The organism is Faecalibacterium langellae (assembly GCF_002549775.1).
Taxonomy (GTDB): domain Bacteria; phylum Bacillota; class Clostridia; order Oscillospirales; family Ruminococcaceae; genus Faecalibacterium; species Faecalibacterium langellae.
On the sequence record NZ_NMTR01000009.1, the window covers coordinates 1 to 13,447 of the forward strand.

Genomic DNA, 13,447 nt, shown 5'->3' on the forward strand with positions numbered 1-13,447 from the left:
GCCGGGTCGTGGGCTTATGCGGTATTAGCAGTCGTTTCCAACTGTTGTCCCCCTCTTTGAGGCAGGTTCCTCACGCGTTACTCACCCGTTCGCCACTCGCTCGAGAAAGCAAGCTCTCTCTTGCTCGTTCGACTTGCATGTGTTAGGCGCGCCGCCAGCGTTCGTCCTGAGCCAGGATCAAACTCTTTATAAATGATATTTATCACTTAAAAGTGTTAAATCTTGTTTCGCTCAGCACGCAATCGCTTGCGTCCTGTGTGAATTACTTTGTTTGGAATTGTTTAACGTGTTTTTCCAACACGAAAATAGGTTCCGTTACAAGTTTTTCGATATTGTTCAATTTTCAAGGTCCTGTGCGCCTCAGCCTTTCGGCTGACGACCTGTTTATTTTACCACCGAAGTGGTTTTTTGTCAAGTCTTTTTTTCGAAGCTTTTGAACTTTCTGAACTTGAATCATCTTGAAGTTTCTCGGCGCTAACCGGCCTTTCTTGACGTTCATTGGTTCTTTTCAAGGGCTTCGTGCTGAACTTGAAGAAGTCGTTCTTTTCGCTCAGCGCTTGGCGCTCAAGTATAATACCACACCCCGCCCCTCCTGTCAACACTTTTTGACAACTTTTTTCTAAGTTTTTCGTTTTCTTCTTTTTGTGAGCCAAAACCGGCAGAAGCCCACTGCGCCAGCACCGCCTGCGGCGGCGCTGGCGCGCCCCGGTTCCTCTCTTGCAGATTGCCGCCGGGTGCGCTATTATATAATATATACATTATATGCACCGTCAGGAGGAGCTTTGGTTATGATCCTTACCGTCAACATCGGCAACACACACATCACAGTGGGCGGCTATGAACAGGACACTCTCCGGTTCTGCGGACGGCTCCACACCGACCCTGCCGCCACCATCGACGAATACGCCATCCGGCTGGTGAACCTGCTTTCTCTGCATGGTGCGTCTCCGGCACAGATCGAAGGCGGCATTCTGGGCAGCGTGGTCCCGGCCATGAGCGGCCGTGTGCTGGCCGCGCTGCGCATCCTGTGCAACACCCGCATCCTGACCGTCGGGCCCGGGCTGAAAAGCGGCATCAAGCTGCGGCTGGACAACCCCGCCCAGCTGGGCGCAGAGCTGCTCTGCGGTGCCGTGGCAGCGCTGGCCGAGTGCAGCGGGCCGCTGGTGGTCATCTCGGCCGATACGGCCATCTCGATGATGGCCGTCAATGATAAACAGGAACTGGTGGGCGGCGTGATCCTGCCCGGGCCGCAGCTGTCGCTGAATGCACTGGTGAAGAACACCGCCCAGCTGCCGCAGATCGACCTGGCCGCCAAGGCACCGGAGTCCATCCTGGGCAAGAGCACCTCGGCCTGCCTGCAGAATGGCTTCGTGCTGGGCACGGCCAGCCAGCTGGATGGTCTGGCTGCGCGCTTTTGCGCCGAGCTGGGGCCGCAGACAGCCTTCTATGCCACCGGCAATCTGCCGCTGGCCATCCGGGACGCCTGCCGCACGCCCATCCGCTACCGGGAGACGCTGATCACGGACGGGTTGTACCGCATCTGGCTGAAAAACAAAAAAGGATGACTCCCCTCCTGGGAGTATAAAAGAACCCCCGGCACACTTTCGTGTGCCGGGGGTTCTTGGTGCGACCGGGAGGATTCGAACCTCTGGCCTTCCGGGTCGGAGCCGAACGCTCTATCCAGCTGAGCTACGATCGCACATCTTCTGATTCCATCAGTGTAAAGTAGTATAGCACAGCCGCAGAAAAAATGCAAACCCAATTCATCGCCCTGTTTTTCTGCAGTTCCTTTTGTTATAATAAAACCAGAGTATTCCCGACAAAAGGAGGAGCGTTTCATGGAACTGTTCACCGCACAGCAGATCCAGAGCCTGAACGAGCTGGAACTGCTGGTCTACCGCTATATCAACGAGCACCCCAACACGGTGCCCTTCATGCGCATCCGCGAGCTGGCTGCCGAGGCCCACGTTTCCACCACCACGGTGCTGCACTTCTGCAAGAAGATGGGCTGCGACGGCTACGCGCAGTTCAAATGGAAGCTCAAAGAGCAGGCGGGCACCAACCAGGAGACTCATCTGCCCGACACCCTGAACGAGCTGCAGAACTTTTTGTGGCGGGTGGGCACGCCGGAGTACGACGCCGCGCTGGACGAAGCCGCCGGGCTCATCGCCCGGGCCGAGCGGGTGTTTCTGGTGGGCATCGGCAACTCCGGCAGCATGGCGGAGTATGGCGCACGGTATCTGTCCAATCTGGGCAAGTTTGCCCTCAGCGTCACCGACCCCTTCTACCCGGTGACGGTCACGCCCAATGTGACCATGACCGCCGTGCTGCTGTCCGTCTCCGGCGAGACGGCGCAGATTTTGCATCTGGCCCAGCAGTTCAAGGCCCGGGGCTGCAGCCTGATCGCTATCACCAGCTCGCCCCAGAGCACGCTGGCCAAAATGGCCGACATGACCCTGCCGTATTACACCACTGCCCGCCGGGTGGGCAGCGAGAAATACGACCTGACCAGCCAGATGCCCGCACTCTACCTGCTGGAAGCGCTGGCCCACCGGGTGTACAACCGTCTGCTGGAGTGATGCCGGCAGATTGTACAGTTGTTTGTATCCATCTGGCAAAAAAACAAGCTGTTTTTTCTCCGTATCCTTTGTTTTTTGCGACAGAAAAGCCCTGACAAAGCGCGGTCCTCTCCGGTATAATGAAGCCACAAGGAACCCCCTGTATACGATGAAAAGGAGAGAACATCATGGCAACCACGATCCGCGATTACCCCAAGCTTGCCGCCGACATTTGCGACGCCGTCGGCAAGGACAACATCATCAGTGCGGCCCACTGTGCCACCCGCCTGCGCCTGGTGCTGAAGGAGACTCCCTCTGCCGAAGTGACCCAGCGCATCTCTGAGATGCCCGCCGTCATCAAGGTGATGGAGAGCGGCGGCCAGTATCAGGTGGTCATCGGCACCCACGCCAAGGACGTTTACGAAGCCCTGGCCCAGCTGCTGGACCTGGACGAGAACGCCGCCGACGCCCCGCAGACCAAACAGGGCATCGGCAGCCGCATCATTGCCACCATGTCCGCCGTGTTTGCCCCCTTCGTGTACATTCTGGCGGCGGCAGGTCTGGTGCAGGGCGCGCTGATCATCATCACCCACTTTGCGCCCGCCTTTGCCGAGACCGGTACATACTCGGTGCTCAGCTTCATCAGCTGGACGCCCTTCACCTTCCTGCCGGTGATGATCGCCGTCACCGCCTCCAAGCACTTCAAGTGCAACACCTTCATCGCCATGTGGTGCTGTCTGGCACTGGTCAACTCCGACTGGGGTGCCATCGCGGCCCGCATCGCTTCCGGTGAGACGGTCAAGTTCCTGGCCTTCCCCATGAGCCAGACCACCTACACCTCCACCGTTCTGCCCCCGCTGTTCCTCGTGCTGGTGCTGAGCTATCTGGAGCGCTGGCTGAACAAGCACCTGCCCGACATCATCAAGGCTCTGGCTGTGCCCTTCATCTGCACCGTCATCATGGTGCCCCTGACCATTCTGGTCATCGGACCGGTCTCTGACATGCTGGCCACCGGCATCGCCAACGCCTACAACTTCCTCGTCAACACCGTCCCCGCACTGGCTGCCATTCTGGTGGGCGGCATCTGGCAGGTGTTCGTCATCTTCGGCGTGCACTGGGGCGTCACCCCGATGTGCCTGGCCAACTTCGCAAACTACGGCTGCGATTCCTTCCAGGCCTTCCAGACCTGCGCCGTCATTGCACAGGCCGCTGCCTGCTTCGGCGTGTTCCTCAAGACCAGGAAGGCTGACATCAAGAACGTGTCTCTGTCCGCTGGCCTGACCGGCATCTTCGGCATCACCGAGCCCGCCATCTACGGCGTGACCCTGCGCCTGAAGAAACCCTTTGTCTGCGGCTGCGTGGGCGGCGCCATCGGTGCCCTCATCATCAGCTTCTTCAACACCAAGTACTACGTCTACGCCGGTCTGCCCGGCCTGCTGACCACCGTCAATGCCATGAGCGACGCAAACCCGTCCTCCTTCACCGGCATGATGATCGGTGTGCTGGCGACCATCATCGTCACCATCATTCTGGTGCAGATCGTGGGCTGCGACGAAAAGGGACCCAAAAACAACTGATCCCTGAACCAAAAGGAGAAACAACATGCTTCCTGAAAACTTTTTGTGGGGCGGCGCAGTGGCTGCCCATCAGCTGGAAGGCGGCTGGGACGCCGATGGCCGCGGCCCGTCCGTCAGCGACGTGATGACCGGCGGTGCCCACGGTGTGGCCCGCCGCATCACCGACGGCGTGCTGCCCGGCGAACATTACCCCAACCACGAGGGCATCGACTTCTACCACACCTACAAAGAGGACGTGAAGCTGTTTGCGGAATTGGGCTTCAAGTGCTTCCGCACCTCCATTTCCTGGAGCCGCATCTTCCCCCGGGGCGACGAGCGCGAACCCAACGAAGCAGGCCTGCAGTTCTACGATGACCTGTTCGACGAGCTGCTGAAGTACGGCATCGAGCCGGTGGTCACCCTGAGCCACTTTGAGATGCCCTACGCCCTCGCCAAAGAGTACGGCGGCTGGATGAACCGGCAGACGATCGACTTCTTTGTGCACTACGCCGCCACGGTGATGCAGCGCTACAAAAACAAGGTCAAGTACTGGATGACCTTCAACGAGATCAACAATCAGTCCAACACCGCCAACGATATCTTCGGCTGGACCAACTCCGGCGTGCGGTTCTCCCAGTTCGCGAACAAGAAGAAGGCCCTGTATCAGGTGGTGCACCACGAGCTGGTGGCTTCGGCCATGGTGGTGACGGAAGGCCACAAGATCAACCCCGATTTCAAGATCGGCTGCATGTGCTCCTTCGTGCCCTACTATCCCTATTCCTGCAACCCGGACGACGTGATGATGGCACTGGAATCCATGCACGAGCGGTTCTACTTCAGCGACGTGCACTGCCGCGGCCACTACCCCGCCTACGCGAAGAAGGAGTGGGCCCGCGAGGGCACCGCACCGGAGATGGAGCCGGGCGATGAGGCCGTTCTCGCGGCCGGTACGGTGGACTATGTCGGCTTCAGCTACTACATGTCCAACGCGGTGCAGTCGGACGTGGAGGTGGAGAGCGACGGCGTGAGCGGCGGCAACACCCACACCGTGCCGAACCCCTACGTCAAGGCCAGCGACTGGGGCTGGCAGATCGACCCGGTGGGCCTGCGCTATTCGCTGAACACCCTCTACGAGCGGTACGAGAAGCCGCTGTTCATCGTGGAGAACGGCTTTGGTGCCATCGACGAGCTGAAGCCCGACCACACCTGCGACGACAGCTACCGCATCGACTACCTGCGTGCCCACATCGAGGAGATGAAGAAGGCCGTGGAGCTGGACGGCGTGGACCTGATGGGTTACACCCCCTGGGGCTGTATCGACGTGGTGTCCTTCACCACCGGCGAACTGCGCAAGCGGTACGGCTTCATCTACGTGGACCGCAACGACGACGGTTCCGGCACCGGCAATCGCTATAAGAAAAAGAGCTTCAACTGGTACAAGCAGGTCATCGCCACCAACGGCGAAGACCTGGGCTGAGTCCATATTCCGTGAAAAGAGCTGCTGCGTTTTGAAAGCGCGGCGGCTTTTTTCGTTTTGCATCTTGCAAAAGTTCTGCCGCCCTCTATAATAGAGCTGTGCCCCGGTGTGCGCGGGCACGGTCTGGATTTGACTAAAGGATAAGAAAGAGAATATGAGTTCATCTACCAAAACACTGACCGAAGGCCCGCTGGCAAAGCAGATCTTTCTGGTCAGCCTGCCGCTGGCCCTCTCCAACCTGCTGCAGGTGCTGTTCAACATGTCGGACGTGGCCGTGGTGGGTCGGTTTGCAGGTTCCACGGCGCTGGGTGCGGTGGGTTCCACCAGCATCCTCGTCACCTTGTTCACCGGCTTTCTCATCGGGTTGAGCAACGGCATCAATGTGCTGGTGGCCCGCTTTTACGGTGCACGGCACGCCCGCGACGTGGAAAAGACGGTGCACTCGGCGGCCATCGTCAGCCTGATCGCAGGCGTGGTGCTGCTGGCCATCGGCCTGCTGGGTTCGCCCTTCATGCTGCGGCTGCTGAACACGAAAGACGACCTGCTGCCCGGTGCCATCCTCTACCTGCGGGTGTACTTCCTGGGTATGCCGGCGCTGGCGCTCTACAACTTCGGCAACGCGGTGTTCAGCGCCATCGGCGACACCAAAAAGCCGCTGCTGTATCTGTCCATCGCGGGTGCGCTGAACATCGCGCTGAACCTGTTCTTCGTCATCGTGTGCCAGCTGAGCGTGATGGGCGTGGCGCTGGCCAGCGCCATTTCCCAGTGCGTCTCGGCCGGGCTCATCCTGCGGGCGCTGACGAAGGTGCAGGACTGCTACCGGCTGGACCGCAAAAAGCTGCACCTTGATGCCGCCACCACCAAAAGCATTCTGGGTCTGGGCGTGCCCGCCGGGTTCCAGAACGCCATCTTCGCCATTGCGAATCTGTTCATTCAGGCGGGCGTCAACTCCTTCGACTCCCTCATGGTCAAGGGCAACAGTGCCGCCGCCAACGCCGACGCCATGATCTACGACTGCATGGCGGCCTTCTATATGGCCTGCGCCAGCTTTATGAGCCAGAACTACGGTGCGGGCAAGCCCGACCGTGTGAAGAAAAGCTACTTCATCAGCCTTGCCTATTCCTTCGGCGTGGGGCTGCTCTTAGGCGGCGGGCTGTTCTTCTTTGGCCGCACCTTCCTTGCCCTGTTCACCACCGAGAGCGCCGTCATCGACGCGGGCATGAAGCGCGTGGGCGTCATGGGCTTTGCCTACTGCATCTCGGCCTTCATGGACTGCACCATCGCGGCGTCCCGCGGGCTGGGCAAAACGGTGGTGCCCACCATCATCGTGATCCTGGGTTCCTGTGTGTTCCGGGTGATCTGGGTGTACACTATCTTCGCCCACTTCCACACCATCCCCTCGCTGTATGCGCTGTACCCCTGCAGCTGGGCACTGACGGCTCTGGCCGAAATTGCATACTTCGCCCACTGCTACAAAGAGTCCATGAAGATCTTTGAAAAACCGAAGGCCGCCGTATGATTTGAAATAGCCGCCGCGTGCGCTTTGGCTATCTTAGCGGAAATTTTATTTTTTATCTCACGTTTGTCGCGGCCTGCGGGCCGCGACAAACAAATTTTTACAAACAGCGATAACAAAAAGCTCCTGTCCGAACGGACAGGAGCTTTTTGCTTTATCCTTAAACTTTCACTTCGCCCGCCAGCACCCGCTTGTAGTCCTCGTAGTTGCGGGCCAGCAGGGCGGGCGTATCCAGTCCATAGGGGCACTTGGCTTTGCACTGGTTGCAGTGCAGGCAGCTCTCGATCTTTTTCATCTTGGCCTGCCCTGCGGGGCTGAGGTGCTCGGCCGAGGGCGAACGCCGCAGCAGCAGGCTCATGCGGGCACAGTTGTTGATCTCGATGCCCGCCGGGCAGGGCATGCAGTAGCCGCAGCCCCGGCAGAACTCGCCGCACAGCTCGGCGCGGTCGTGGTCGATGACGGCGCGGATGGCGTCGGTCATGCGGGGCGGGTTGTCAATGTAAGAGAGGAACTCGTCCAGCTCTTTTTCGCGCTGCACGCCCCAGATGGGCAGCACGCCGTCGTACTGGGCTTCAAAGGCGTAGGCGGCGGCGCTGTTGGTGATGAGTCCGCCGGAAAGGCCCTTCATGGCGATAAAGCCCATGTTGGCGGCCTTGCACTTATTCACCAGTTCCAGCTCCTGCTCGCCGGAGATATAGCTAAAGGGGAACTGCAGCGTCTCGTACAGGCCGCTGTCAATGGCCTCGTGGGCCACCGCCAGACGGTGGTTCGTGATGCCGATGTGCCGGATCATGCCTTTGGCTTTGGCCTCCTGTGCGGCCTCGTAGAGGCCGGAGCCGTCGCCGGGCTTCGGGCAGAAGGCCGGGTTGTGGAACTGGTAAAGGTCGATGTAGTCGGTGCGCAGGTTGGCAAGCGAAGTGTGCAGGTCTTTCCAGAAGTCCTCAGCGTTCTGCGCCGCCGTCTTGGTGGCGATGTACACCTCCGTGCGGATGCCGTCAAAGGCTTCGCCCAGCTTCACCTCACTGTCGGTGTAGGCGCGGGCGGTGTCGAAAAAGCGGATGCCTGCCTTGTAGGCCTTGCGGGCCAGATAGACGGCGTTCTCCTGCGAGATGCGCTGGATGGGCAGTGCGCCGAAGCCGTTTTTGTTCACCGTGATGCCGGTGCTTCCAAGGGTGACCATATCCATAGCTGTTTCCTCCACTCGTGGGTGCAAAATACTCTCTTTTTTCATTATAAAACGAACCTTTTCGCCGCGCAAGGCATTAGCTGCCGCAAACCCTCTCAGTCGCAGCGTTCGCTGCGCCTGCTCTCTCAAAGGGCGAGCTTTTCAAGCGGCGACGGGCGGCACATCATTTCCCGGTTTGAGCCCTTCTCGTGAAAAAACAACACCGGAAAATCCGCAGATTTTCCGGTGTTGTAAAAATAAAAATAATTTTTCCGCTGATATTGCCAAAGCGCACGCGTCGGCAATTCTAAATCATTTACTGATAATCATGGTTGAGGAACATGGCCTTGATGACCACCACTTCGTCGTACTCCTCCTGCTCCACCTGCACATCGGCGTTCAGGGACTGCAGGCGCTTTTCCACGGCGGCAAGGGCTTCCGGCACGGTGGCGGCACGGCCCTCCTCAATGGCGTCGGTCATCTGCTTGAGCACGATGGGGTGGGCGTAATAACTTGCCACCGGGAAGGCACCGCCCGGGTAGTGCTTGACATACTCGGCCATGGCGGCTTCGGCCTTGTCGGCCCGCTTCATGATGGCGCTGTGGTTGTTGCGGGCCGTGGGCAGCATGTTGTAGCTGGAGAACAGGAAGATGGCCGCAAAGCCGAACAGCGCAAAGTAGATGCCATAACTGCCGGTGTGGCTGGTGATGGCATACAGGCCATAGGCTGCTGACAAAATACCGAAGATGAAGATGGCCAGTGCCACATAGCGGTACACCGGCTTGCTCTGCAGCTGGGCGCGCTTGCGGCGCTCGGCGGCGCTGAGCTCGTCGGAAAGTTCGGGCTTTGCCTCCAGATACTCCTTCGCCTTGCGCAGCTGGGTGATGCTGTGGCGGGCTTCGTCGGTCAGCTCACTTTCCGGCAGCTTGCGGGCCGCCTTTTCGGCTGCCTTTTTCTCCAGGGCCTGCGCACCGGCCTCGCTCAGCAGCGGGATCTGCGGCTGTTCCTTTGCCAGCACTTCCAGCAGCTTGTCCACATCGCGCTCATCCTTGAAGTTGCACTGCTTCTGCTTGCCGCCGTCGTACTCTACCACCAGGTAGGCCATGGAGGCGAACATGCCTTTGCCGCTGAAGCCGCCGGAGCTCATGGCCACCCGCTTGAACACGCGGGAAATGCTGCCGTAGGGCAGGTAATATCGGCGGTCAATGTAAAAGCTGTTGAGGTACAGTGCCTTTTTGCCGACGCCACAGGGGCCGATCTTGCGGCAGGACTTTTTGTCCTCCACCAGCTCCTGTTTGTCCAGTTTTGCCATGCCCAGCTGTGCAGGTTTGAAAATCATGGAAGTTCCCTTCTTTACTGTTATTTCTGCTGTGCCGCACCGGCTGCCAAGGCAGCTGCAGCGGCGGGCCTGCGGGCGGTATTACCGCCGCCAGCCCTATAAAAATTGCCAGTTCTATTTTCGCACTGCCGGCACTGAAATGCAACCCCTTCTGCTGCTAAGATTTGCACAAAAGGTTTGTTGGTTATGCCAAAACACCCCCGTCACTGCGGGGTGCAGCGGCGGGGGTGTCAGAATTCAAGGCTTATGCGGTGCGGCAGACATCCTTATGCCTTCTGAGAAGCGGTGTGCTTCTTGGTGGCATAGATGAAGATGGCCAGCATTGCAATTGCGAAGATGATGCCAACGGGGTATGCAACGGCGGTGTTGTAAGCAACCAGCTTGCCGTCTGCATAAGTATTGATCATCTTGCCCAGGCACTCAGGTGCCAGCACGAAGTAGGTGCAGGACACAGCGCTCATAAAGGTTGCAGGCACGGCGGTGATCCAGTAGTTCTTCTTCTCCTTGAACAGGTACATGGAAGCAGCCCACAGGACGATCATGGCCAGAGTCTGGTTGGTCCAGCTGAAGTAACGCCAGATCACGGTGTAGTCGATCAGCTTCAGCGCATTGCCGATGCCCAGGAAAGCGCCCACGCCCAGAACGGGGATGCAGAGCTTCAGGCGGTTGACCCAGCTGTCCTGATCAATGTGGAGCCAGTCAGCCAGAGTCAGACGAGCGGAACGGAAGGCGGTATCACCCGAGGTGATGGGGCAGATGACGACGCCGATCATTGCCAGTGCAATGCCGATACCGCCCATGGTGTTCTTGCAGACATCGTAGATAGCAGCAGACTGGCCGCCCTTCAGGACTTCTGCCAGACCGGTCATCTTGCCGTCGGTGATGTTGTACAGTGCGCAGCCGGCAGCGGCCCAGATCAGAGCGATGACGCCCTCGCAGACCATGGCGCCGTAGAACACGAAGTGACCCTGCTTCTCACTCTTCATGCAGCGCGCCATCAGGGGCGACTGGGTGGAGTGGAAGCCGGAAATAGCGCCGCAGGCGACGGTGATGAACATGAAGCTCCAGATCGGGGTGCCCGACGGATGCATGCTGTGGAAGTTATTCCACAGTTCGGGGATGGTGTAGTTGGGGTTGGTGAAGATACCAAAGATAACGCCAACAGCCATAATGATCAGGCAGATGCCGAACACGGGGTAGATCTTGCCGATGATGGCATCAATGGAGATAAAGGTTGCAATGAAGTAGTACACCAGGATGATGATCAGCCAGAACAGCGTCTGGGTCATCACGCCGTCCAGACCGTTCTCGCTGCACAGGGTAACGATCAGGCCGGCAGGGCCGACTGCGAACACGGTACCGACCATGATCAGCAGCACGACCGAGAACACACGCATGATGTTCTGCATCACAGGGCCCAGGTAACGGCCGGTGACCTCAGCGATGGATGCGCCATCGTTGCGCTCGCTCATCATACCGGAGAAGTAGTCATGCACGCCACCTGCAAAGATGGTGCCGAAGGTGATCCACAGGAACACCACGGGGCCCCACAGAGCACCCTGCAGTGCACCGAAGATGGGACCCAGACCTGCAATGTTCAGCAGCTGGACCAGGAACAGCTTCCACTGGGGCATCACGACGTAGTCAACGCCGTCGTTGATGCGCACAGCAGGAGTTTCGCGGTCGTCCGGGCCGAACGTGTTGTCAACGATCTTGCCATAGACAAAGTAGCCGATGATCAAGAGCGCCAGACAGAGTAAGAAACTAATCATACCAGAAACCTCCTTTTTGATTTTCAGCCGCAGCCAGCATTTTGCGTGCCTGGCCGCCGCTTTGACCAATCTCTGGCTTCATGTTAACACTTTTTTCATAAGTGTGTTAATATTTTTCTGGTATGGTTCCCATATCAAAAAATATATAGCCTCATTCAGTTTTGGAATGGCAGCAAATATTTTTTGGCGTCCTTTCGGCAAATTTCTTTAGTCGGCGGGCAAAGGACCTTTTCCGGGAACCGTCAAAGTTGCCGTTGCCAAACTTTTTGGTCCGTTTTTGTGCAATTTGTTCAAAGGTTTTTGAATTTCTCCTGCAATCGTGGATTCTCTGCCCGAAATGCCGCAAAACGCAAGGCGCCCTCCGCCAAGCTGTTTTTGCGGAGAGCGCCTTGTTCAGGAGATTATTGTATATATGTTTGTATATATCTTAGGCTTTCTGTGCCGCCTTCTTCGTGGCGTGGATGAAGATGGCCAGCATTGCAATGGCAAAGATGATGCCAACGGGGTATGCCACTGCGGTGTTGTAGATGGTGGCGCCCTCGGCGGTCTTGCTGTTCAGCATGCCGCCCAGGCACTCGGGTGCCAGCACGAAGTAGGTGCAGGACACTGCGCTCATGAAGGTGGCGGGCACAGCGGTGATCCAGTAGTTCTTCTTTTCCTTAAAGAGATACATGGAAGCCGCCCACAGAACGATCATGGCCAGGGTCTGGTTGGTCCAGCTGAAGTAGCGCCAGATCACGGTGTAGTTGATGAAGCCCAGTGCGTTGCCGATGCCGAGGAATGCACCCACGCCCAGAACGGGGATGCAGAGCTTCAGGCGGTTCGCGTAGCTGTCCTGATCGATCTTGAACCAGTCGGCCAGAGTCAGACGTGCGGAGCGGAACGCGGTATCGCCGGAGGTGATGGGGCACACCACAACGCCGATCATTGCCAGCGCGATGCCCACACCGCCCATGGTCTTGGAGCAGACATCATAAATGGCCTTGGACTGGCCCATGGCCAGCGCTTCAGCCAGACCGGTATTCAATCCGCCGGTGACTTCGTACAGGCTGCAGCCTGCAGCGGCCCAGATCAGAGCGATAACGCCCTCGCAGACCATTGCGCCGTAGAACACGAAGTGGCCCTGCTTCTCACTCTTCATGCAGCGTGCCATCAGGGGCGACTGGGTGGAGTGGAAGCCGGAGATCGCACCGCAGGCCACCGTGATGAACATGAAGCTCCAGATGGGAGTGCCCGACGGATGCATGCTGCCAAAGTGATCCCAGATCTCCGGGATGGTGTAGTCGGGGTTGGTGAAGATGCCGAAGATGACACCGATGGCCATGATGATCAGGCAGATGCCAAAGATGGGGTAGATCTTGCCAATGACCGCGTCGATGGAGATAAAGGTCGCGATAAAGTAGTACACCAGAATGATGATGAGCCAGAACAGCAGCGAGGTGAGCACGCCGGAAGCACCGCTCTGATGGCACAGCTCCACGATCAGGCCTGCGGGGCCCACCGCGAACACGGTGCCCACCATGATGAGCAGCACAACGGAGAACACGCGCATGACGTTCTGCATCACGGGGCCTAAGTACTTGCCGGTGATCTCGGCGATGGATGCGCCGTCGTTGCGCTCACTCATCATGCCGGAGAAGTAGTCGTGCACGCCGCCCGCAAAGATGGTGCCGAAGGTGATCCACAAAAAGACCACCGGGCCCCACAATGCGCCCTGCATGGCACCAAAAATGGGGCCAAGGCCGGCGATGTTCAGCAGCTGAACGAGGAACAGCTTCCACTGGGGCATCACAACGTAATCCACACCGTCATTGATGCGCACAGCAGGCGTTTCGCGGTCGTCCGGGCCGAAGGTATTGTCCACGATCTTACCATAGACAAAGTAGCCCACGATCAGGATCGCCAGACAGAGTAAGAAACTGATCATACCAGAAACCTCCTTTTTCTCTTTGCCGGAGTCAAATGGAAACAATCTCCAGAATTTCCATTTATCCCAGCCAACTTTCTGCCTTCATGTTAACATATTTTTCATAAAAGTGATAATATGGTTCTGATATGGGGGCA

Annotated in this window: 10 protein-coding genes, 1 tRNA gene and 1 rRNA gene; 5 read left to right on the forward strand and 7 right to left on the reverse strand. The window is 58.1% G+C overall.

What is annotated here, in order from left to right; all coding sequences use genetic code 11:
* Both CGS49_RS03175 and CGS49_RS14125 read right to left on the reverse strand, forming a co-directional pair.
* Positions 1-193, reverse strand: a 16S ribosomal RNA gene (locus CGS49_RS03175); the annotation flags it as partial.
* A 196-nt stretch (positions 194-389) separates the two neighbouring features.
* Entirely contained in the window at positions 390-653 is a 264-nt protein-coding gene (locus CGS49_RS14125; RefSeq protein WP_179859013.1) for a hypothetical protein, read from the reverse strand.
* A 135-nt stretch (positions 654-788) separates the two neighbouring features.
* Here CGS49_RS14125 and CGS49_RS03180 point away from each other — a divergent pair, with 135 nt between their 5' ends.
* Positions 789-1,565 (forward strand): type III pantothenate kinase, encoded by a 777-nt coding sequence (locus CGS49_RS03180; RefSeq protein WP_097800476.1) that lies wholly within the window; start codon positions 789-791, stop codon positions 1,563-1,565.
* A 57-nt stretch (positions 1,566-1,622) separates the two neighbouring features.
* On the opposite strand, the gene CGS49_RS03185 is transcribed toward CGS49_RS03180, so the two are convergent.
* A tRNA-Arg gene (locus CGS49_RS03185) sits at positions 1,623-1,699 on the reverse strand.
* Positions 1,700-1,838: 139 nt separating this feature from the next.
* Between CGS49_RS03185 and CGS49_RS03190 the strand changes: the two genes are divergently transcribed.
* The 4 genes from CGS49_RS03190 (at position 1,839) to CGS49_RS03205 (ending at position 7,110) form a co-directional block, all read left to right on the forward strand.
* Positions 1,839-2,579, forward strand: a complete 741-nt coding sequence (locus CGS49_RS03190; protein ID WP_097800477.1) for a MurR/RpiR family transcriptional regulator — start codon at positions 1,839-1,841, stop codon at positions 2,577-2,579.
* 167 nt (positions 2,580-2,746) lie between these two features.
* Positions 2,747-4,135: a PTS transporter subunit EIIC gene (locus tag CGS49_RS03195; protein ID WP_097800478.1), complete on the forward strand. Its 1,389-nt coding sequence runs from the start codon at positions 2,747-2,749 to the stop codon at positions 4,133-4,135.
* A 25-nt stretch (positions 4,136-4,160) separates the two neighbouring features.
* Positions 4,161-5,591 (forward strand): 6-phospho-beta-glucosidase, encoded by a 1,431-nt coding sequence (locus tag CGS49_RS03200; RefSeq protein WP_097800479.1) that lies wholly within the window; start codon positions 4,161-4,163, stop codon positions 5,589-5,591.
* Between the two features lie 154 nt (positions 5,592-5,745).
* Complete coding sequence (locus CGS49_RS03205; protein WP_097800480.1) at positions 5,746-7,110, forward strand: MATE family efflux transporter; 1,365 nt, start codon at positions 5,746-5,748, stop codon at positions 7,108-7,110.
* Between the two features lie 157 nt (positions 7,111-7,267).
* On the opposite strand, the gene CGS49_RS03210 is transcribed toward CGS49_RS03205, so the two are convergent.
* The 4 genes from CGS49_RS03210 to CGS49_RS03225 form a co-directional block, all read right to left on the reverse strand.
* Complete coding sequence (locus CGS49_RS03210; RefSeq protein WP_097800481.1) at positions 7,268-8,293, reverse strand: aldo/keto reductase; 1,026 nt, start codon at positions 8,291-8,293, stop codon at positions 7,268-7,270.
* A gap of 295 nt (positions 8,294-8,588) precedes the next feature.
* A complete protein-coding gene (locus tag CGS49_RS03215) occupies positions 8,589-9,611 on the reverse strand; it encodes an ATPase P (protein WP_097800482.1) in 1,023 nt (340 codons plus the stop codon).
* A gap of 266 nt (positions 9,612-9,877) precedes the next feature.
* Positions 9,878-11,383, reverse strand: a complete 1,506-nt coding sequence (locus tag CGS49_RS03220) for a carbon starvation CstA family protein (RefSeq protein ID WP_097800483.1) — start codon at positions 11,381-11,383, stop codon at positions 9,878-9,880.
* A 427-nt stretch (positions 11,384-11,810) separates the two neighbouring features.
* A complete protein-coding gene (locus CGS49_RS03225; protein WP_097800484.1) occupies positions 11,811-13,310 on the reverse strand; it encodes a carbon starvation CstA family protein in 1,500 nt (499 codons plus the stop codon).
* Positions 13,311-13,447: the final 137 nt, after the last annotated feature.